Below are 19,023 nucleotides of genomic sequence, written 5' to 3' on the forward strand. Positions count from 1 at the left end.
TATAACATGGGTCGAAAAGAAATCCGCCGTTCGATGCCGCTTTTGCCGATCGGAACCGTTATGAAGCTAACAGATTTATCGGCCCGGCAGATCCGCTATTATGAAGAACACGAGCTGATTACACCGGCAAGAACGGAAGGCAATCGCCGCCTTTATTCTTTAAATGATGTCGACCGGCTTCTTGATATTAAAGATTTGCTGGATCAGGGGATCAATATTGCAGGCATCAAAAAAATCTTATTGATGAACGACCGCCGCGGAACCGGGCCGGTACTCGTCAAAAATCATGTAACGGATGAAGAAATCCGCAAACGGCTTCGCCAGGAACTGCTGCAGGCCGGCCGTTTTCAAAGACCGAGCCAGCGGTTGTCCGATGCGCCCCGGTTTTTCCATTAACATTGTTGAAAAGCTAGTTTTATAGCTTAGATATATACTTTTTATTGCCTAAAGGGAGGAATACTGTTCATGCCTAAGTTTACACGTGAAGATATTTTGAAGAATGCCGAAGAACAAAATGTGAAATTCATCCGCTTGCAGTTCACGGATATTTTGGGGACGATTAAAAACGTGGAAATCCCGCTCAGCCAGCTTGAAAAAGCGCTCGACAATAAAATCATGTTCGACGGCTCTTCGATTGAAGGGTTTGTCCGGATTGAAGAATCGGATATGTATCTGTATCCGGACTATGATACATGGGTCATTTTCCCGTGGACCGCTGAGAAAGGGAAAGTCGCCCGTCTGATTTGCGATATTTATAATCCGGACGGCACCCCGTTTGAAGGTGATCCGCGGAATAATTTGAAACGGGTATTGAAAGAAATGGAAGAACTTGGCTTCACGAGTTTTAATCTTGGGCCTGAACCGGAATTCTTCCTCTTCAAGCTGAATGAAAAAAATGAACCGACACTGGAGCTGAACGACAACGGCGGCTATTTTGACCTGGCGCCGACGGACCTTGGCGAAAACTGCCGGCGCGACATCGTATTGGAACTCGAGGAAATGGGCTTTGAAATTGAAGCGTCCCACCATGAAGTTGCACCCGGCCAGCACGAAATTGATTTTAAATATGCGGATGCAGTCAGGGCATGCGACAATATCCAGACCTTTAAACTGGTGGTCAAGACGATTGCACGCAAACATGGCCTGCATGCGACGTTTATGCCGAAACCGTTGTTTGGCGTGAACGGTTCCGGGATGCACACCAATCTTTCGCTTTTTAAAGGAAAAGAAAATGCATTCTATGACCCGAACGATGCAGAACTGCAGCTGAGCGATACGGCATACCAGTTCATTGCCGGCATTATGAAGCATGCTTCGAACTTTACGGCTGTCACGAATCCGACGGTGAACTCCTATAAACGGCTTGTGCCGGGTTATGAAGCGCCTTGTTATGTTGCCTGGTCCGCTCGCAACCGCAGCCCGCTCATGCGGATTCCGGCTTCCCGCGGTTTAAGCACGCGCGTTGAGGTGCGCAGCGTTGACCCGTCTGCCAATCCGTATCTCGCGCTCGCCGTCCTGTTAAAAGCAGGGCTTGACGGCATCGCGAACAAATTGCAGGCGCCGGAACCGGTCGACCGCAACATCTATGTCATGACGAAAGAAGAAAGAGAAGAAGCCGGCATTGTCGACCTCCCGGGCACACTGCTGCAGGCGCTGGAAAACTTAAAATCGGATGATGTAATGGTAGACGCCCTTGGCGATCACATTCTCGAACACTTCCTTGAAGCTAAGGAAATTGAATGGGATATGTTCCGCACACAAGTCCACCAATGGGAACGCGACCAGTATATCGAAATGTATTAAGCAAGAAACCCCTTGAAGCGTAAGGCTTTGAGGGGTTTTTGTTTATCGGGCATTTTTGCGTCGAACGCCCAGAAAAACAAAATGCCCATTAATTGCCCCGATTTTTCCTTCGAAAATAGATTGGAAGCCCAGAAATCCTCAAGTGTCACAGGCATTTTTGCCATCAAACTCGCATATGCTCTATTAAAAAAGAAGCAGCCGAAACTGCTTCTTTTTGATCAGTGCACCATTTGCCTGTACAGCCCGATGACAACGCCGAGAATGGTGACGTTTTTCAATATGATCGGTTCCATTGTCTGGTTTTCAGGTTGCAGCCGGAAGTAGTCTTTTTCCTTGAAAAATCTTTTTACTGTCGCTTCATTTTCATCTGTCATAGCGACCACGATATCTCCGTTGTTTGCCGTCTGCTGGGAGCGGACAATCACATAATCGCCGTTTAAAATCCCGGCATCCACCATGCTGTCCCCTTCAATTTCCAGCATGTAGACGGACTCGTCAGACGGGACAAGATGTTCCGGAAGCGGAAAATACTCTTCAATATTTTCTACAGCGGTAATCGGTATGCCTGCTGTTACTTTTCCGACAACAGGCACATTGACAACATTTTGGGCCGGTATTTCTTCATCATGGTCCAAAATTTCAATCGCTCTCGGCTTTGTAGGGTCGCGCCTGATCAACCCCTTGCTTTCAAGCCTTGCGAGATGGCCATGGACAGTTGAACTGGAAGCAAGTCCGACTGCCTGGCCGATTTCCCGCACGGAAGGGGGATAACCTTTTGTTTTTACTTCATGCTTGATGAAATCAAGTATCGCCTGTTGCCGTTTTGATAGTTTTGCCATTCTATTCACCTCGTCACAGTTTTGTTTGGCACCCGCGCTGCGTATGGGGACGTTTACGGGAGGAATGCCATTATTTGCTATTATTATATCACATTGCAGCAGATAAAACAAACGTAAGTTCGAAAAAATGTTGACGAAAAACAGGCGTTCGTTTTATAATAGAACTGGTGATTGGACGAACGAATATTCGCGGGAGGAAGATGGAGATGTCACGATTATGGAAAAAGTATAACTATGTTATGATTTTAGCAGGGCTTACGCTTGTTTTCGGATTTTTCATGATTGGAAGTCTGCGGGATCCATCCCCACACTATATCAAAATCAGCGTCACAGAGGGCGATACGCTTTGGAACATCGCCGGGCAGTATGCGGAAAAGGGCAAAATGTCGAGGGAAGCATTTATCAGCTGGGTTGAGCGTCATAATGATATTGACGGCAACATGATCAAAGCCGGCGAAAAAATTGTCATTCCAATAGAAAAAAATGAATTCAGCGATGATAATAGGGAACTTGCGATGAAATCACAACGGGAGACGAAAAAATGAAAGTTGTTTTATATTGCAGAGTAAGCACGGAAAAAGAAAGCCAGGAAACTTCCTTGGCGAGGCAGCGGGAAGAGCTGGAGAAGCTTTCGGATTCCCACGGTTTTCAAGTGGCCGGGGTGATCTGTGACCGGGCAAGCGGCTATGACCTGGACAGGCCCGGCATCCTTGATCTTCTTGATACGATTGAAAATGAAAAGATTGACGCCGTACTGGTGCAGGATGAAACACGGATCGGAAGAGGAAATGCAAAAATTGCATTGCTTCATTTTTTATATAAAAAAGGGATTAAAGTATATTGTTATGCGCAAAACGGAGAATTGGAGCTTTCGGAATCTGATTCAATGGTGCTGAAAATTGTCAGCATGGTTGAAGAGTATCAGCGAAAGCTGCATAACTTAAAAATTAAAAGGGGAATGGAGCGTGCAGTCAAAAACGGCTACCGTCCGGAAAAAAATTTAAAAGGGAAGCGGAATCCGGACGGCAGGGAGCGAAAGGAAGTGCCGGTTGAAGAAATTATCCGCCTGCGGGATAACGGCTTGACTTTTCAAGAAATTGCTGCGACTATGCGCGGTTTCGGCTACCAAGTTTCAAAAGCAACCGTCCACCGGCGTTACAGGGAATATATGGAGGAAACGGGGCATGATAAATAGTATCAAAACCGTTTCACGGGTGCGCTTTCGTTGCAGGCGGGTCCATATTTTAGTAAGATGGCATCAATTACGGATAAAAGGAGAGAAAATATGCTTTCAAAAGAAAAAATGGCAAGGATTAACGAATTGGCGAAAAAAGCGAAAACCGGCGCCCTGACAAGTGAAGAAGCAAAGGAACAGTCAAAATTGCGAAGCGAGTATTTGCAGGCGTTCCGCTCTTCATTCAGAAAAACGATTGAAAATGTCCGTGTGCTTGACCCGGCTGGCCAGGACGTTACCCCTGAAAAAATTAAGCAAATTCAAACAAAAAGAAAGCTGCACTAAAAAGGAAACCATCCTGCTTTTTTCTTACAAAATCCATACAAAATGGTAAAAGAGTTGTGTTATGGGTTTCACTTGCCTTAATATAGAGTTGTAACCCATGAAGAAAGGATGTTAACAGATGTTTGATAAAACGGACGAACTGGCAGTCACAACAATCCGAACATTGTCCATTGACGCCATCGAAAAAGCAAAATCCGGTCATCCGGGGCTTCCGATGGGGGCTGCACCAATGGCATACACCCTCTGGACAAGATATTTGAACCATAATCCGGAAAACCCGCACTGGTTTAACCGGGACCGTTTCGTATTATCCGCAGGGCATGGTTCCATGCTGCTCTATAGCCTGCTCCATTTATCCGGTTATGCATTAAGCATGGATGATATTAAAAATTTCCGGCAATATGGCAGCAAAACCCCGGGTCATCCGGAATACGGGCATACGGAAGGCGTGGAAGCAACGACCGGTCCGCTCGGGCAGGGGATTGCCATGTCAGTCGGAATGGCGATGGCAGAACGGCATCTGGCGGCTGTATACAATAAAGAAAATTTCCCTGTCATTGACCATTATACATATGCTTTATGCGGAGATGGCGACTTAATGGAAGGCGTATCTGCCGAAGCTGCTTCATTGGCGGGACACTTAAAATTGGGACGTCTCATTGTATTGTACGATTCCAATGACATTTCCCTTGACGGCGACTTAAATAAGGCCTTTTCCGAAAGTGTTGCCGACCGGTTTAAAGCATACGGCTGGCAGTATTTGCGGGTTGAAGACGGGAATGATATGGCACAGGTCGCAAAAGCGATCGAGGAAGCAAAGGCGGATACAAGTCGGCCGACACTCATTGAAGTGAAAACGATCATCGGTTACGGTTCTCCAAACAAATCCGGGAAATCGGCTGCCCACGGCGCCCCGCTCGGAGAAGATGAACTGAAACTAACGAAAGAAGCGTATAAATGGACATTTGAAGAAGACTTCTATGTTCCGGATGAAGTTTACGCACGGTTCCGTGAATTGGTTGTGGAAAATGGCGTGAAAAAGGAACAGGAGTGGGCGTCCCTGTTTGAGGCCTATGAAAAACAATACCCGCAGCTTGCGGCTGAACTAAAACAGGCGATAAAAGGCGGGCTGCCGGATGGATGGGACAAGGACATTCCGGTCTATGAAGAAGGCAAAACCCTTGCCAGCCGTGCGGCAAGCGGGGAAGTGCTAAATGCCGTCTCCAAACATTTGCCGTCTTTGTTCGGGGGATCTGCAGACCTTGCCGGATCCAACAATACGCGGCTGAAAGAAGACAAGGACTATATGCCGGATGCCTATGAAGGGCGCAATATTTGGTTCGGTGTCCGCGAATTTGCGATGGGCGCAGCCATGAACGGTATGGCGCTTCATGGTGGTGTCCATGTATACGGCGGCACGTTCTTTGTTTTCTCGGATTATTTGCGTCCTGCCATCCGCCTAGCTGCTCTTATGGGCCTTCCGGTAACGTACGTCTTTACGCATGACAGTATCGCTGTCGGGGAAGACGGTCCGACACATGAACCGGTTGAACAGCTTCCTTCTTTAAGAGCGATGCCGGGCTTGTCGGTCATCCGCCCCGCGGACGGCAATGAAACGGCGGCTGCCTGGCGCCTTGCTCTGTCATCTGAAAACCATCCGACAGCGCTTGTTTTGACGCGCCAAGGGCTGCCAACCTTGAAAGGGACGTCTGAAAAAGCGTTGGAAGGCGTTTCAAAAGGTGCCTATGTCGTGTCCCCTGCACAAAAAGAAACGGCTGACGTTCTCCTTCTTGCCAGCGGGTCGGAAGTCCATCTGGCTGTGCTCGCGCAACAGCAATTGGCGGAACAAAAGATTGATGCTGCTGTTGTCAGCATGCCGTCATGGGACCGTTTTGAACAGCAAAGCAAAGCATACAAAGAATCCGTATTGCCGGCACAGGTGAAAAAACGCCTTGCCATTGAAATGGCTTCACCATTCGGCTGGGAAAGGTATACCGGGGATGAAGGCGATATTTTGTCGGTTAATACGTTTGGCGCCAGCGGAAACGGTAAAACCGTTATGGAAAAATACGGATTTACCGTTGAAAATGTTGTGGCACGTGTAAAAAAATTATTGGGCATGTAATCGTTCCGGGCCTGCTTTTGCGGTATTCGCGAAAGCAGGCTCATTTTTTATGCAGGAAGGGTATAAGAAAAGGGGGACTAAAAGTGCGGGGGCTGAGCTGAATGGCTTTTCCCTTGGATGCTACCGCATAATCGGCAGCGCGTTGATGTATTTACGCTTATTTTCTTGTCTGTACATGCAATCAAATGTTTCAAATTCATTTTTTAAATTTTGTTACAACAAACGACAACTTTTTTGAGGCCCGTCCATTATAGTGAAGGTAACAAAGTTGCGGGAGTGAGATCATATGCGGTCCTATTCTATCTATCTGATAAAAGAGGAGTTTGCACAATATTATTACGGCAGGGAACGAATGTTTTTTAATCTTTTTCACCAGTATGCGCACGTTTCCGGAAGTTTGAAAAATGTCCTCAGCAGACAGATCCATTATATTACAAAGCCGATTCCGCTCTTGTCTGTCCATCATGTCTTGCAGCCGTTATTTTCTGACACCAGCAACATGACGAAAACAGGCGCTTGCCAACTTCTTTCAAAGAAAGAGGGGCAGGTGCTGGAAGTGACCATAGAAGAAAGAATGCTCCAGCTGAACGTATACGGGAGTTATGATACAGAAACCGCCGTTTTTGAAATTCTGAGGAACTTTAAAGGAGATTTGCTTGCAATCGATTATGACCATAAACGATTCGGCTGGATAAAACCGGTTAAAGAAAGAAAATTCGTGTGAGAAGAAAACAAGTATTGTATAATTCAAATGGATTTAGTACACTGTATGTGAGTGAAGGAGGTATATTATGATTTGGGTGTTCGTTCTTGTAGCCCTAATTGCTCTTTTGGCAGGCGCAGCAATCGGGTTTTTCATCGCCCGTAAATATATGATGAATTACCTGAAGAAAAATCCGCCGATTAATGAACAAATGCTGAGAATGATGATGATGCAAATGGGTATGAAGCCGTCTCAAAAGAAAATCAATCAAATGATGAATGCCATGAACAAACAAATGAAATCTTAAGCTGGGCGACCGGCTTTTGTGGTATATCCATCACCATTGTTAAGCTTCTCACGATTCTGTAAACCACTTTTTCTGCCAATTTTCTGCACAGAAAAGGTGGTTTTTGATTTCATGTTCCATTTTTATGCTTTTCACGATGTTTTTTCTCTTTCAATCAGTTTATGTTAAAATGAAAATGAGCCGGGATGGGGAGTGAACCGATGGCTGATGTAACTGTATGGCTGTCTTTCGGGGCAGGTTTCATGAGCTTTATATCGCCTTGCTGCCTGCCGCTTTATCCTGCTTTTGTTTCTTATATAACAGGCGCTTCTGTCAGCCGGTTAAAAAGCGGGGGCGGCATGCGGGAGTGGAAAAGTATCCTGCATACCGTTTGGTTTCTCGCGGGATTTTCCACTGTTTTTATTGCATTGGGGTTTGGTGCTTCCTGGATCGGGAGTTTTTTTATCCGTTACCAGGATGTCATCCGGCAGCTCGGTGCAGTCGCGCTCATTTTTTTTGGGCTGCTTGCAGCGGGCATTTTTCATCCGGGGATCTTTATGAAGGTGTACCGAATCGATATAAAAAAGCAGCCGGCGGGATTTTTGGGTTCTTTTCTCGTCGGGCTAGTGTTTGCTGCCGGCTGGACGCCCTGCACCGGGCCGATTCTTGCCTCGGTATTGGCAATGGCAGTGGCCCATCCGGCTTCTGCGTCGGTCTATATGGCTGCATATGTACTTGGCTTTTCCATACCTTTTTTTGTCCTTGCTTTTTTTATCGGACGGTTGGGGTGGATGCAAAAATACAGCGTAAAACTTTTAAAATGGAGCGGTGTTGTGATGATAGTCGCCGGAATCCTGCTCTTTTTTGACTGGATGCCTGTCATTTCCGGTTATATGAGTGCACTGTTCGGGGGATTCCAGGGATTTTAATCCGGGTTGCATTTTAACGGATCAATGAGGAGGAGAAATTCGATCGATGGCAAATGTGTTAATTGTGGATGATGCAAAATTTATGAGGATGACTTTGGCGAAAATGCTGGAAAACGGCGGCCATACCGTTGTAGGCGAAGCGGAGAACGGGCAGCGGGCGATTGAATTATACCGTGAAGTCAGGCCGGATGTTGTGACGATGGACATTACTATGCCGGAGATGACCGGCATTGAAGCGGTAAAAAAGATCGTGCGCGAATTCCCGGACGCAAAAATTATTATTTGCTCCGCGCTTGGCCAGCAAAAACTGGTCGTCGAAGCAATTGAATCCGGCGCAAAGGATTTTATCGTCAAGCCTTTTGATGAAACGCGTGTTTTAGAAGCGGTTGAACGCGTTTTGAACTGACAGGCGCCACAAAAAAAGGGAGGCAGGCATTCCGGCTGGACATCAACCCCGCTTTTATGGTTGAATATTACCATAGGAAACATATATTTATCGTATCTACATTTCTTTTGTTAAAAATCTGTTACTAAAGAGGGTTGAGACATGGAAGGCATTATCATCTCGTTCATTGTTGCGATTTTGATGGGGTCTTTGGTCATTTTTGTCCGTTTAAAAGGGCAGAACAAGCCCGTTTCCACAAAAAAAATATTGTTGCCGCCGGTCTTTATGAGTACCGGGGCATTGATGTTTGTCGTCCCGTATTTTCGTGTGACACCTGCCGAAGTATTGGAAGCATTTGTGGTCGGAATGTTCTTTTCCATATTTTTAATTAAAACTTCCCGTTTCGAAGTCCGTGACGGAAACGTATATTTAAAACGATCGAAAGCTTTTCCGTTTATTTTGATCGGGCTTCTTCTCATCCGGTTGCTGATGAAGGTGGTGCTTAGTTCTTCGATTCAAATCGGGCAGCTGAGCGGTATGTTTTTTCTGCTCGCATTCGGCATGATTCTGCCGTGGCGCGTCGCCATGTATATTCAGTACAGGCGGCTTATGCAGGAACTGGATGAAGGGGTCCGTGCTTGAAAAAACATCATTCGCTTTTGCCGAATGATGTTTTTTCATTTACTGGGCCGATTTTGTTTTTTCCTGCGCAAACAAATGCTCATATCGGCTGTCGTCGATGTCCAGCTGCTTTAATTTTTTTCGGAGGAATTTATGGTCGCGTTTTGGCGTGGCGAGAATATAGCCCTGAATGACATTGTCCAGTGTCATTTTTTTTGCATTTTTGGAAAGCGCCACATCCCCGATTTTTGCTGCGATTTTTTTCCTGGCCACATCGCGGAACAATTCCGGGACAGGGCTTACCAGTTCTTCAAGCAGTTCCCTGTACTCCGGCGTCCAGAGGTGCCGCGTTTTAAGGATTGTCTCCTCCTGCCGGTCAAGTATTGATTTTCGGTCTTCTTTCGGAAGCCTTTTCAAAAATTTCCGGAACATAAAATAGCCGCCAACTGAAAAGAGAAAAACGAGACAGAGGATCCATATTAAAATAACGGCAGAAAACCATCCACTCAGCATGACGCTCTCCTCCTTGGCAAGTACTCGCTTTTATTATAAGAAAAGATGGACTGTTTTTTCAATTAAAAAAGGAAAAACCCTTTCGCCGGCCGGCAGGGGACAGAGAAAAAGGGATGTTTTATCTTTATTTGTCCATGAAAAAAACGGTGAGGCACTTTGAATGCGGTGCCTCGCCGTTTTTTTGATTTCTTTTGTGCTTTTTCATCTGCTTCGGGCAAGCAGAAAGCATTTTTACTGTTTTTTCAGCGCTTCAAAAGTGTCTTGCAGCAGAACAATCGTTTTTTCAATTTCTTCTTTTGTTCCTTTTTTTCCGTCTGCCAGCCTGATCGGGTCGCCAAAGCGCACGCGTTTCGGCTTTCTCGCGAGGACTTCTTTGAACGTTTTCGGCCCTTCGTAAATGGCCGGGACAAGCGGCACATTTGCTTTTAAAGCAATCGTCACGGCACCGCGTTTTAAAGAAACATGTTCGCTTTTGCGTGTTCCGGAAGGGAAAATGCCGACGACCTTCCCTTCTTTTAAAAGTTTCATTGGAATTTTAATCGAGCTCGGGCCCGGATTTTCACGATTGACGGGAAAAGCGTGCAACTTCGTGAATAGCCATTTTGACCATTTTTTAGAGAAAAGTTCCTGTTTCGCCATATAATGAATTTGGACAGGCCAGATGGCAATCGCCAGGTAAATAATATCCAGCCATGTTTGGTGGGTACAAACGACCACAAACGGAGCCGCAGGGATTTTCTCTTTGTTTTCTTTTTTGATTTTGCCGCCAAGCAGCCAAAAAATGCCGGCAACAACATAATAGCCAAACCGGTACATGATTACACCCCCACAAGCATTTTATACTATACAGGCATGCTTGTTCTACTAATTTGGAAAAAAATATTTAAAAACGCGAAATGAATCATTGGAAAAAAGAAGATAGCAGCCAAAACAGCGTTTACGGAAAGATTAAAATAAAGAAGGAATATGATAAAGCAAGGCAGAATTTCATACGGAGGGAAACGGATTGCATAAAAGATGGGTCGTGATATGGACGATGGCATTTCTATTTATTCAGGGAACTGGGCCTTATGCAGCAGGGGACAGGGAAGGCTGCGGGAAAAAAGAAACAGACGCAAAGATTGCCGGTATTCTTGAGGCCGCCCCTTTAAAAGGCGGGATCGTTGCGATCAGCGTCCGTTCGGCTGATAGCGGGAAACTGCTCTACGAACAAAATGGCAATACGCTGCTGCGCCCTGCATCCAATATGAAACTGCTGACCGCAGCCGCCGCGCTTGAAACGCTCGGGAAAAATACCCGTTTTAAAACGGGCGTGTACCGGACAGGCGCGATCCAAAACGGTACGCTTTACGGTGATATATACATACAAGGGGGAGGAGATCCTGCTTTATTGAAATCCGATTTAGCGGACTGGGCGGCTGAATTAAAGAAGCAGGGAATCCGGCGTATTCAGGGGGACCTGGTCGGGGATGATTCGCGCTATGATGATACCCGGTATTCACTTGACTTGCCATGGAGCGATGAACAGGAATATTACGGCGCACAAATTTCGGCTTTAACTTTATCGCCTAACCGGGATTATGATGCAGGGACGGCCATTTTTGAAGTTGTTCCGGCAAAAAAACCCGGCATGAAAGCGCGAATCAAAATGGTTCCGGAAAGCGGGATGGTTAAACTGGTCAACCATGTCCGAACCGTGCGAGACGGTGAGCAGCAGGAGGACGATATCGTCATCAGCCGGGCACATGGCGGGAATACGTTTACGGCAAGCGGGACAATTACAGCCGATTCCGCCGCAGTCCGGCAATGGAAAGCAGTCTGGGACCCGACGAAATGGGTGCTGTCTGTTTTCAAAAAAACGTTAGAGGAAAACGGGATCACCGTTCAAGGCACAATCAAAACGGGCAGGGTGAAGGATGCAGCAGTTCCGGTTCTCTTTTCACAATCGCCGCCTTTATCAAGCATCATGGTGCCATTTTTAAAATTCAGCAATAATACCATCGCCGAAATGCTTGTAAAAGAAATGGGGAAAACGGAAAAAGGGGAAGGAAGCTGGGAAAAAGGGCTTGAAGTCATTCGCAGCGTTGCAGGTAACTTTGGCATGGACCCTGACCAGATGATGCTCCGTGATGGTTCGGGCATATCTCACGCCGATTTGGTCCGGGCAAATGATTTGACGGCGCTTTTATACCGGATACAGGAAAAAGACTGGTTTCCGTGCTTTTTCGATGCGCTGCCTGTTGCGGGGGCTGAAAACAGGTTGGAAGGCGGAACCCTCAGAAACCGGTTTAAGGGGACGGCTGCTCGAGGACAGGTGTTTGCCAAAACTGGGTCGATTACAGGCGTCAGCACACTTTCCGGCTATATGCAGGCAACATCCGGGGAAAAGCTGATTTTTTCCATTTTGATCAATAATGTACTGGATGAAGAAGCAGTACATCAAGCGGAAGAGCAAATTGTACTGCAATTCATCAACCAGGGGGGAGAAGGATGAGAAAAGGGAAACGATTACAGGTGGGAGATACGATCGGGCTGGTCGCGCCTGCAAGCCCGGTCTCAATCGAAAGGCTTCAAACTGCTGTTGCGAAATTGCGGCGGCTCGGTTTCCGGGTAAAAGTGGGAGAAAATGCGGAGAAAGTATACGGTGGGTATATGGCCGGTACGCCGCTTGAACGGGCAGCCGATCTGCATGCGATGTTTGCAGACGATGACGTGCGGGCAATTCTTTGTTTGCGCGGCGGGTACGGGACACCGCAAATTTTACCGTATCTCGACGTTGAATGGATCCGGGAGAATCCGAAATTATTTATCGGTTACAGCGATATTACAGCACTACACATCGTTTTCCAGCAAAAATGCGGCCTCGCCACGATCCATGGCCCGATGGCGGCTGTCGAATTTATCACAGACGATGCGCTTTCGGTACAATCATTGCTCAAGCTGGCGTCAACCGGTGTTCCTACCGGCAGTTACACGGGGGAAGCGTGGGGTGAAGGGGTCATGACAGCGCCGCTTACAGGCGGGAATCTGTCATTAATCTGCGCACTGATGGGAACGCCGTTTGAAATCGATACAAGCGGAAAAATTCTTTTTCTTGAAGAAGTGCATGAAGAGCCATATGCGATCGACCGGATGCTTACCCAGCTTCAGCTTTCCGGAAAACTGGATGACGCCTCCGGGTTTGTGCTCGGGCAATGGATGGACTGTGAGCCGGAAGCATACGCGGATGGGTTTACGGCACAGGATGTCCTGAAAAAGTTTTTTTACGGGAGCGGTAAGCCGGTGCTTGCCGGCATACAGTCCGGGCACGGTACCCCGAATCTGGCGCTTCCGCTCGGCATCCCGGTCACACTGGATACAGTAGGCCAACGCCTGCATTTTTGCGAAACCATTGTCGCTGAATAAGCTTGCATATCGTTCTCATCATAACCGCATACTTATTGCCCGTACGGTATGTCCGGAAGCAGGCTGGCCTAGCAAGGGGTTTACAATGCAGACGCACATCCGGCCGTTTAAATTGGCGCCTGTTTTCCCGCTTGCAGGCGGATGCACAAACGATGCGCTTCCAACTGCCATATTGTAAAAGCAGCAATGGATAAAGGAGTGACAAATTTGGCAGAATCCAGGCAGTATTATGGCGGCTATCCGGGCCATTATATGCCGTATGGGCACCACCACCATTATGGAGGATACGGTGGTTACGGCGGTTATCCGTACGCGCATTCGTACGGCCACTCACATGGTTATGGTTACCCGCACGGCCACCATCATCATTACCATTCCGAACATTACGGCCACAGCGGATACGGGAATTTTCCGGGCCACGGGTACAGGGAAGAAAAATAAAACGCTTTACCGAAAAAGATGCCTGCGTGCAGGCATCTTTTTCCCATTTTTGCAGCAGCATTTTTCCAGGCGGATGGATTCGGCAGCCATGAAAGGTTTTCATACGAAAAAATCACGGCATTAGTGGAGAAAAAAATAAAGAAAAAGATAATCAATTCGTCTTGACACCACATTTATAATCTGCTATTCTAATAAAGAATTATTTTTGTTCGGTATGGTAAGGAAGGAAAAAGTTTTAAAACTGACCCCCTGAAATCACTTGAGCAAGGATAGTAATTTTGTGTTCAAACACATTAGGAGGAAACAAAATGGAACAAGGTAAAGTAAAATGGTTTAATTCGGAAAAAGGCTACGGATTTATCGAACGCGAAGGCGGCAGCGATGTATTTGTTCACTTCTCAGCGATTCAGGGCGAAGGTTTTAAAACTTTGGAAGAAGGCCAATCCGTATCTTTTGATATTGAAGAAGGCAACCGCGGACCGCAAGCTGCAAACGTTTCGAAATTATAAAAAACAGGCCTTTATGGCCTGTTTTTTTTTGCCTTGGGAATCAGGTTCACACGTCCCTTTGCTAGGAAAAAATATCCTTTTAATCCGGCCGCTTCGGATAAAAAATAGATACATATTGCAATCGCGATCTTTCATAATATATGATAAGAGCAATGCCAATATGGATAAAGGAGACAGGGGAATTTTGCAAATTAGAGAAATGGCAACAGAATTACTAAAAAACGCCGGGTGCACCGCCCATTTAAAAATAAAGAAACAGTTCCCCGGCGGGCGCCTTGTTGGCGGCAAATATCATCCGCACACCGATACGATTACGCTGTATACAGAGACAATCCGGCGGCAGTGCGAGCTATTGTTTGGAAGCTGCGAATACTTTTTGCCTTACGCCACGATTGTGCTTGCACATGAAATCGGCCATGCGATGGATGAAAATCTGCCTCTATTGTCCGCCGCCTTTGAAGAGTCCGGGCATTTACCGGAAAAGCAAGCACTGGCACTTACGATTGAGCAAAATGCGTGGGATTTTGCCGGCCAGCTGATCCCCGCACATCTTGAGCCGCTTTTTCAAAAAATCATGGATGAGTCGCTATCTGCCTACCGCCAACCGGTGATGGCGGGTGCATATTAAGAAATGGCAAAAAAACCAGAAGAAGGAAAGTCTTCTTTCGGTTTTTGATTTATTTAACGATTGGCAGTGTTCCGTGCAGATAGGGCGGTGCCGGTTGTTGTCCGACACGGTCATGGGATGCAAAAGGTTCGACGAATTTAAATTGACCTTTTCCATCAATGCTTTCGCCGCTCGCCCATCTTCCTTTGGCACTTTCTTTGCCTTCCGAATGATTGATAAAGAGATGGGTAAATTCTTCAGGCTCCTGTTCAGGAGGGAATGTGCTCGGTACGACAACACCTTCCTGTTCTTCCAGTTTACGCAGGGCGGCCAGCCACTGGTTCTGATGCATCGTGTCCCTCGCGATCAAAAACGATAGTGTTTTTTTCACGCCCGGATCGTCCGTCATTTCATATAAGCGGACGACTTGAAGTCGCCCCTGCGATTCAGCGTTGAGATAGGCGCGGAAGTCAGCGATTAAATTTCCGCTTGATACGATATAACTGCCGCTCCACGGAACCCCCGCACTGTTGACCGGCAACGCGCCGAGCCCGCCGACAATGGCGTGCTGCGGATTCATCCCGCCCATGACAGCTGCAATGGCAGGGTCTTTCGCAACCGCTTCTTCCTGCATTTTGACCGGTGCCATATCGAGCAGGCGGGCGATTAATGTGGCCAGCATTTCCACATGGCCGATTTCTTCTGTCCCGATATCAAGCAGCATATCCCGGTATTTTTCATCTGCCCGGCAGTTCCATCCTTGGAGAAGATACTGCATCATCACAGAGATTTCCCCGTATTGCCCGCCGAGCACTTCCTGCACTTTATTGGCGAAAACCGGATCCGGCCTTTCAGGTTTTGCTTCAAACTGCAACTCTTTTTTGTGTAAAAACATCTGCTCCACTCCTGTTCCGGTTTTGATCTTCAATTCCTGTCTACCCTAGGAAAAACGGGTTAAATATTCCGAAAAAAACGAACACCGGTGTTTAATAACGGGGCAAAAAGGCAATATAAAAATGATTTACATACAAGGGGGAACATAACGATGCAAAATATCGTTGCAAAAACAGAAGACAATTATTTTGAAAAAAATAAATCGAAAGTGGACATTCACGTGTTCGACAAGGAAGATTCTCGCCCGTTTGCAAACTTCCCTTTTTCCAGCCGGAAAGTGTATGAGTTTTTCGATTATACGCTGCGTACGCCGCTCGAAAAAACAGATGCTTTCTATGAAATTTTAAAAATGCCATATGCATGTGAGATTTGGATTTTGCCGGTAACCGAGAAATCTTCCCATTTTATGCGTGAAATTCAAGAACCGAAAACCGCTGCTTTGTTTTCCTTTTTGGCGAAAGTGAAAGACACCATTCAGCGCGACCGCACCTTTATTGTTACGGATCAAAGCCATGCAGCGGCAGTAGCTGAAGAAATGAAAAGACTCGGCTTTACGATGACGGAACCCAGCGCGGCGGAACTGGAAAAACTCGTCATTTCTTTTGGTGATTAATATGGGGACACGCGTATGCAGTTAATTGGAATTTTTGCCGGACCCGGGGAAGCAGCGGAAGCCATTTTACATCATCATAGAGAAAATGGGCGCATTACTGTCATCGCCAACAATGCTGCGGCCATCCGTGAAGTCGGCCGCGAAGCCGGAAAAGGTGTAAACGGAATATGCCTTCATACGTATGTGGATCTCATGGATGAACTGAAAGCACTGGTCAAAAGAAAAACATACCCGGAAAAAATATTGGAAAAGGTCCTTGAGCTCGGAATTCCGCTTGAAATTGCCACCCGGTATGTCGGTGCGGCGGCAAACGGAAAAATCGTCGTATTGGCACACGACTAATTTTCCTTGCAGACAAAAAAGATCAAGCCCTGCCGGATGCAGGCCTTGATCTTTTTTGTTATGCGTGAAAGCGAAAAGTTTCTATTTTTTTATATTTTTAGCCTTGTATAATCATACATAATGAATTATAATAATGCACATACATAACAATAGGGAGATGAAAATGTTGAAAATAGGGATTGTCGGGGCAAACGGATACAGCGGTGCGGAACTTGTCAGACTTCTTGCCCGCCATCCCCGCACACAACTGGAAATGTTGATATCGCACCGCACAAAAGGCACGATGCTGACCGCACATTACCCGCATTTCCAGCAAATCATAGAAGCCGGATTGGAAGACATGGTTCCGGATGAAATCGCAGGCAGGGTGGAACTATTGTTTTTCGCAACGCCGTCTGGGGTAGCCAAAAACTGGGTACCACGGTTTGTTGATAAAGGTTTAAAGTGTATCGACCTGTCCGGGGATTTCAGGCTGGATGGGGAAGCGTACAGGCAATGGTATAAACGCGAACCCGCCCCGCAAAAAGAGCTGGATAAAGCTATCTACGGCCTTTCAGAAATGAATGCGGACAGGATAAAAGAGGCTCAACTGATCGCCAATCCCGGCTGCTTCCCGACCGCAGCGCTTTTAGGACTTCTCCCGCCTGTTCAAGGGGGGTTCATCGATACTTCCTTTATTGTGATTGATGGTAAAACCGGTGTTTCCGGTGCGGGAAGAAACCCTTCTCTAGGCAACTTGTTTACTGAAGTAAATGAAAATACCGGTGCGTACAAAGTCGGAAGCCACCAGCATACACCGGAAATCGAGCGGTTCATCAAGGCGTTTGCCGGAAAAGAAGCGAAAATTTCATTTACGCCCCATCTTATTCCGATGACGAGGGGGATTCTTTGCACGATATACGCGCCTTTAGCAAAAAAAGTCACCACCGAAGATGTCCGCCAATATTATAGGAAAGTGTATAAAGGCCGGAAATTTATCCGGATCAGGCCGGCTGGTTCTTTTCCATCTACAAAGGAAGTATACGCCTCAAATTACTGTGATATAGGCGTCCATGTGGATGAACGGACGGGGAGGCTCGTGGTCATTTCTGCCATTGACAATCTTGTAAAAGGTGCAAGCGGGCAGGCAATCCAAAATATGAATCTGCTTTTCGGGCTGGAAGAAGATACAGGGCTCGACCATGTTCCGGTTTATCCATAAGGCAATCTTAAACATACCGTTTATATATGGAGGATGGCAATGAATCAATTATATGAAAAAGAAAGTACTGCATTTTTTACGAAAACAGACGGAAACATCTCGAGCCCGGCAGGATTTTTTGCCGGTGGGCTCCATTGCGGCATTAAAAGAAAACGTCCGGATCTTGGGTGGCTTTACTCCGCTGTCCCGGCACAAGCGGCTGCGGTCTACACGACGAATCAGTTTCAAGCTGCACCCATCCAGATTACAAAAGAAAGCATTATGGAAAGTGGGAAGCTGTCCGGCATCATTGTGAATTCGGGAAACGCGAACTCCTTTACAGGCAATGAAGGCCTCCGCCACGCCCGCCTGATGCGGGAATGGTTCGCCGCTCAAATCGGCGTAAACGAAAGCCTGATCGGCGTTGCCTCAACAGGTGTCATTGGCGAGCTTTTACCGGTTGAAAAAATTGAAACCGGCATTCGCCGTATCGAGAAAGAGGGCACATCCCATCCGGACCTTTTTGAAAAAGCGATACTTACGACGGACACCTTTCAAAAACGCGCCTGCGTAACGCTTGAAATTGATGGGAAAACGGTCACGGTTGCTGGCTGCGCCAAAGGATCGGGGATGATCCATCCGAACATGGCAACGATGCTCGCTTTTATCACGACAGACGCCAAAGTTGAGGCCGCTGCATTGCAAAACCTGCTGAAACAAACGGTCGATGAAACGTTCAATATGATTACGGTGGACGGCGACACAAGCACAAATGACATGGTCGTTGTAATGGCAAACGGGCTGGCCGGAAACGATACGCTTTCCTATGCACACCCGGATTGGAAGAAATTCGCAGAAAGCTTTGCCTATATTGCCCGGGAACTTGCCAAACAAATTGCAAGAGACGGGGAAGGCGCGACGAAACTGGTTGAAGTCTGTGTAACCGGGGCTGAAACGGAAAAAGAGGCACAAACGGTCGCAAAAACCGTTATCGGCTCAAATTTGGTAAAAGCTGCTGTCTTTGGCGCCGATGCGAACTGGGGAAGGATTATCAATGCGATCGGATACAGCGGCGTCCAAGTGGATGAACAAGCGCTTTCTATCCGCATCGGCGGGATTCCCGTAGTGGAAAAAGGCATGCCGGCTTCCTATTCCGAAGACGAGGCACATGCCTATTTAAAGGAAAATGACAAAATCTGTATCGCCATCGACCTTGGTGCCGGAACTTGCCAGGGTACTGCATGGGGATGCGACCTGACCTATGATTATGTGAAAATCAATGCCACTTATCGTTCATAATGTTGGTGCA

The 19,023-nt window shown here is 46.9% G+C and carries 24 protein-coding genes; 20 read left to right on the top strand and 4 right to left on the bottom strand.

The window, feature by feature from the left end; genetic code table 11:
• Positions 1-6 precede the first annotated feature (6 nt).
• Both NFR98_RS02270 and glnA read left to right on the top strand, forming a co-directional pair.
• Entirely contained in the window at positions 7-396 is a 390-nt protein-coding gene (locus NFR98_RS02270) for a MerR family transcriptional regulator (RefSeq protein ID WP_014098211.1), read from the top strand.
• Positions 397-465: 69 nt separating this feature from the next.
• The gene (gene glnA, locus NFR98_RS02275; protein WP_014098212.1) at positions 466-1,803 is read left to right on the top strand and encodes a type I glutamate--ammonia ligase; all 1,338 of its coding nucleotides are present in this window, start codon (positions 466-468) and stop codon (positions 1,801-1,803) included.
• Positions 1,804-2,021: 218 nt separating this feature from the next.
• Here the strand turns inward: glnA and lexA are convergent, their stop codons facing one another.
• Entirely contained in the window at positions 2,022-2,642 is a 621-nt protein-coding gene (lexA, locus tag NFR98_RS02280; protein ID WP_014098213.1) for a transcriptional repressor LexA, read from the bottom strand.
• 206 nt (positions 2,643-2,848) lie between these two features.
• On the opposite strand from lexA, the gene yneA reads away from it, so the two are divergent.
• From yneA to NFR98_RS02325, 9 genes are all read left to right on the top strand, one after another.
• Positions 2,849-3,187, top strand: a complete 339-nt coding sequence (gene yneA, locus NFR98_RS02285; RefSeq protein ID WP_014098214.1) for a cell division suppressor protein YneA — start codon at positions 2,849-2,851, stop codon at positions 3,185-3,187.
• On the top strand, positions 3,184-3,837 hold the full coding sequence (locus NFR98_RS02290; RefSeq protein ID WP_014098215.1) for a YneB family resolvase-like protein: 654 nt from the start codon (positions 3,184-3,186) through the stop codon (positions 3,835-3,837). The genes yneA and NFR98_RS02290 overlap by 4 nt, the downstream gene beginning before the upstream one ends.
• Before the next feature lie 90 nt (positions 3,838-3,927).
• Positions 3,928-4,161 carry a DUF896 domain-containing protein gene (locus NFR98_RS02295; RefSeq protein WP_014098216.1) on the top strand — a complete coding sequence of 78 codons (234 nt, stop codon included), beginning with the start codon at positions 3,928-3,930 and terminating at the stop codon, positions 4,159-4,161.
• A 118-nt stretch (positions 4,162-4,279) separates the two neighbouring features.
• Positions 4,280-6,286: a transketolase gene (gene tkt, locus NFR98_RS02300; protein WP_014098217.1), complete on the top strand. Its 2,007-nt coding sequence runs from the start codon at positions 4,280-4,282 to the stop codon at positions 6,284-6,286.
• A 286-nt stretch (positions 6,287-6,572) separates the two neighbouring features.
• The gene (sirA, locus tag NFR98_RS02305) at positions 6,573-7,010 is read left to right on the top strand and encodes a sporulation inhibitor of replication protein SirA (protein ID WP_014098218.1); all 438 of its coding nucleotides are present in this window, start codon (positions 6,573-6,575) and stop codon (positions 7,008-7,010) included.
• 67 nt (positions 7,011-7,077) lie between these two features.
• On the top strand, positions 7,078-7,296 hold the full coding sequence (locus tag NFR98_RS02310) for a YneF family protein (protein ID WP_013859446.1): 219 nt from the start codon (positions 7,078-7,080) through the stop codon (positions 7,294-7,296).
• A gap of 200 nt (positions 7,297-7,496) precedes the next feature.
• Positions 7,497-8,204, top strand: a complete 708-nt coding sequence (locus NFR98_RS02315) for a cytochrome c biogenesis CcdA family protein (RefSeq protein ID WP_014098219.1) — start codon at positions 7,497-7,499, stop codon at positions 8,202-8,204.
• A gap of 46 nt (positions 8,205-8,250) precedes the next feature.
• On the top strand, positions 8,251-8,610 hold the full coding sequence (locus tag NFR98_RS02320) for a response regulator (protein WP_013859444.1): 360 nt from the start codon (positions 8,251-8,253) through the stop codon (positions 8,608-8,610).
• 141 nt (positions 8,611-8,751) lie between these two features.
• Positions 8,752-9,231 (top strand): CcdC family protein, encoded by a 480-nt coding sequence (locus tag NFR98_RS02325; RefSeq protein ID WP_014098220.1) that lies wholly within the window; start codon positions 8,752-8,754, stop codon positions 9,229-9,231.
• A gap of 39 nt (positions 9,232-9,270) precedes the next feature.
• Here the strand turns inward: NFR98_RS02325 and NFR98_RS02330 are convergent, their stop codons facing one another.
• Complete coding sequence (locus tag NFR98_RS02330; protein ID WP_251459584.1) at positions 9,271-9,723, bottom strand: DUF2621 family protein; 453 nt, start codon at positions 9,721-9,723, stop codon at positions 9,271-9,273.
• 231 nt (positions 9,724-9,954) lie between these two features.
• Positions 9,955-10,539: a lysophospholipid acyltransferase family protein gene (locus NFR98_RS02335; RefSeq protein ID WP_061577610.1), complete on the bottom strand. Its 585-nt coding sequence runs from the start codon at positions 10,537-10,539 to the stop codon at positions 9,955-9,957.
• A 190-nt stretch (positions 10,540-10,729) separates the two neighbouring features.
• Here NFR98_RS02335 and dacB point away from each other — a divergent pair, with 190 nt between their 5' ends.
• The 5 genes from dacB (at position 10,730) to NFR98_RS02360 (ending at position 14,706) form a co-directional block, all read left to right on the top strand.
• Positions 10,730-12,217 carry a D-alanyl-D-alanine carboxypeptidase/D-alanyl-D-alanine endopeptidase gene (gene dacB / locus NFR98_RS02340; protein ID WP_061577609.1) on the top strand — a complete coding sequence of 496 codons (1,488 nt, stop codon included), beginning with the start codon at positions 10,730-10,732 and terminating at the stop codon, positions 12,215-12,217.
• Positions 12,214-13,128: a S66 peptidase family protein gene (locus NFR98_RS02345; protein ID WP_061577608.1), complete on the top strand. Its 915-nt coding sequence runs from the start codon at positions 12,214-12,216 to the stop codon at positions 13,126-13,128. The genes dacB and NFR98_RS02345 overlap by 4 nt, the downstream gene beginning before the upstream one ends.
• 198 nt (positions 13,129-13,326) lie before the next feature.
• On the top strand, positions 13,327-13,569 hold the full coding sequence (locus tag NFR98_RS02350) for a hypothetical protein (RefSeq protein ID WP_437184211.1): 243 nt from the start codon (positions 13,327-13,329) through the stop codon (positions 13,567-13,569).
• Between the two features lie 308 nt (positions 13,570-13,877).
• The gene (locus NFR98_RS02355; protein WP_013859436.1) at positions 13,878-14,078 is read left to right on the top strand and encodes a cold-shock protein; all 201 of its coding nucleotides are present in this window, start codon (positions 13,878-13,880) and stop codon (positions 14,076-14,078) included.
• A gap of 160 nt (positions 14,079-14,238) precedes the next feature.
• Entirely contained in the window at positions 14,239-14,706 is a 468-nt protein-coding gene (locus NFR98_RS02360; protein ID WP_168986030.1) for a hypothetical protein, read from the top strand.
• Positions 14,707-14,755: 49 nt separating this feature from the next.
• Here the strand turns inward: NFR98_RS02360 and NFR98_RS02365 are convergent, their stop codons facing one another.
• Positions 14,756-15,580 carry a manganese catalase gene (locus NFR98_RS02365; RefSeq protein ID WP_168986029.1) on the bottom strand — a complete coding sequence of 275 codons (825 nt, stop codon included), beginning with the start codon at positions 15,578-15,580 and terminating at the stop codon, positions 14,756-14,758.
• 150 nt (positions 15,581-15,730) lie between these two features.
• Here NFR98_RS02365 and NFR98_RS02370 point away from each other — a divergent pair, with 150 nt between their 5' ends.
• The 4 genes from NFR98_RS02370 to argJ all read left to right on the top strand — a co-directional run bounded on the left by NFR98_RS02370 (position 15,731) and on the right by argJ (position 19,013).
• Complete coding sequence (locus tag NFR98_RS02370) at positions 15,731-16,192, top strand: hypothetical protein (RefSeq protein ID WP_014098228.1); 462 nt, start codon at positions 15,731-15,733, stop codon at positions 16,190-16,192.
• Between the two features lie 15 nt (positions 16,193-16,207).
• A complete protein-coding gene (locus NFR98_RS02375) occupies positions 16,208-16,534 on the top strand; it encodes a hypothetical protein (RefSeq protein ID WP_168986028.1) in 327 nt (108 codons plus the stop codon).
• A 163-nt stretch (positions 16,535-16,697) separates the two neighbouring features.
• On the top strand, positions 16,698-17,735 hold the full coding sequence (gene argC, locus NFR98_RS02380) for an N-acetyl-gamma-glutamyl-phosphate reductase (protein ID WP_168986027.1): 1,038 nt from the start codon (positions 16,698-16,700) through the stop codon (positions 17,733-17,735).
• Between the two features lie 39 nt (positions 17,736-17,774).
• Positions 17,775-19,013 (top strand): bifunctional glutamate N-acetyltransferase/amino-acid acetyltransferase ArgJ, encoded by a 1,239-nt coding sequence (gene argJ, locus NFR98_RS02385; protein WP_026683379.1) that lies wholly within the window; start codon positions 17,775-17,777, stop codon positions 19,011-19,013.
• Positions 19,014-19,023: the final 10 nt, after the last annotated feature.

Origin of the sequence: Weizmannia agrestimuris, from assembly GCF_943193165.1 — a bacterium.
GTDB classification, from domain to species: domain Bacteria; phylum Bacillota; class Bacilli; order Bacillales; family Bacillaceae_C; genus Weizmannia; species Weizmannia faecalis.

Excerpts from the sequence above, each read along its gene's own strand:
- NFR98_RS02375 (WP_168986028.1), top strand. The coding sequence starts at position 16,208 with ATGCAGTTAATTGGAATTTTTGCCGGACCCGGGGAAGCAGCGGAAGCC.
- NFR98_RS02315 (WP_014098219.1), top strand. The coding sequence starts at position 7,497 with ATGGCTGATGTAACTGTATGGCTGTCTTTCGGGGCAGGTTTCATGAGC.
- NFR98_RS02325 (WP_014098220.1), top strand. The coding sequence starts at position 8,752 with ATGGAAGGCATTATCATCTCGTTCATTGTTGCGATTTTGATGGGGTCT.
- NFR98_RS02365 (WP_168986029.1), bottom strand. The coding sequence starts at position 15,580 with ATGTTTTTACACAAAAAAGAGTTGCAGTTTGAAGCAAAACCTGAAAGG.
- NFR98_RS02270 (WP_014098211.1), top strand. The coding sequence starts at position 7 with ATGGGTCGAAAAGAAATCCGCCGTTCGATGCCGCTTTTGCCGATCGGA.
- argC (WP_168986027.1), top strand. The coding sequence starts at position 16,698 with ATGTTGAAAATAGGGATTGTCGGGGCAAACGGATACAGCGGTGCGGAA.
- yneA (WP_014098214.1), top strand. The coding sequence starts at position 2,849 with ATGTCACGATTATGGAAAAAGTATAACTATGTTATGATTTTAGCAGGG.
- NFR98_RS02355 (WP_013859436.1), top strand. The coding sequence starts at position 13,878 with ATGGAACAAGGTAAAGTAAAATGGTTTAATTCGGAAAAAGGCTACGGA.
- NFR98_RS02310 (WP_013859446.1), top strand. The coding sequence starts at position 7,078 with ATGATTTGGGTGTTCGTTCTTGTAGCCCTAATTGCTCTTTTGGCAGGC.
- tkt (WP_014098217.1), top strand. The coding sequence starts at position 4,280 with ATGTTTGATAAAACGGACGAACTGGCAGTCACAACAATCCGAACATTG.
- NFR98_RS02370 (WP_014098228.1), top strand. The coding sequence starts at position 15,731 with ATGCAAAATATCGTTGCAAAAACAGAAGACAATTATTTTGAAAAAAAT.
- NFR98_RS02360 (WP_168986030.1), top strand. The coding sequence starts at position 14,239 with ATGGATAAAGGAGACAGGGGAATTTTGCAAATTAGAGAAATGGCAACA.
- glnA (WP_014098212.1), top strand. The coding sequence starts at position 466 with ATGCCTAAGTTTACACGTGAAGATATTTTGAAGAATGCCGAAGAACAA.
- sirA (WP_014098218.1), top strand. The coding sequence starts at position 6,573 with ATGCGGTCCTATTCTATCTATCTGATAAAAGAGGAGTTTGCACAATAT.
- NFR98_RS02345 (WP_061577608.1), top strand. The coding sequence starts at position 12,214 with ATGAGAAAAGGGAAACGATTACAGGTGGGAGATACGATCGGGCTGGTC.
- lexA (WP_014098213.1), bottom strand. The coding sequence starts at position 2,642 with ATGGCAAAACTATCAAAACGGCAACAGGCGATACTTGATTTCATCAAG.
- NFR98_RS02295 (WP_014098216.1), top strand. The coding sequence starts at position 3,928 with ATGCTTTCAAAAGAAAAAATGGCAAGGATTAACGAATTGGCGAAAAAA.
- NFR98_RS02320 (WP_013859444.1), top strand. The coding sequence starts at position 8,251 with ATGGCAAATGTGTTAATTGTGGATGATGCAAAATTTATGAGGATGACT.
- NFR98_RS02335 (WP_061577610.1), bottom strand. The coding sequence starts at position 10,539 with ATGTACCGGTTTGGCTATTATGTTGTTGCCGGCATTTTTTGGCTGCTT.
- NFR98_RS02330 (WP_251459584.1), bottom strand. The coding sequence starts at position 9,723 with ATGCTGAGTGGATGGTTTTCTGCCGTTATTTTAATATGGATCCTCTGT.
- NFR98_RS02290 (WP_014098215.1), top strand. The coding sequence starts at position 3,184 with ATGAAAGTTGTTTTATATTGCAGAGTAAGCACGGAAAAAGAAAGCCAG.
- argJ (WP_026683379.1), top strand. The coding sequence starts at position 17,775 with ATGAATCAATTATATGAAAAAGAAAGTACTGCATTTTTTACGAAAACA.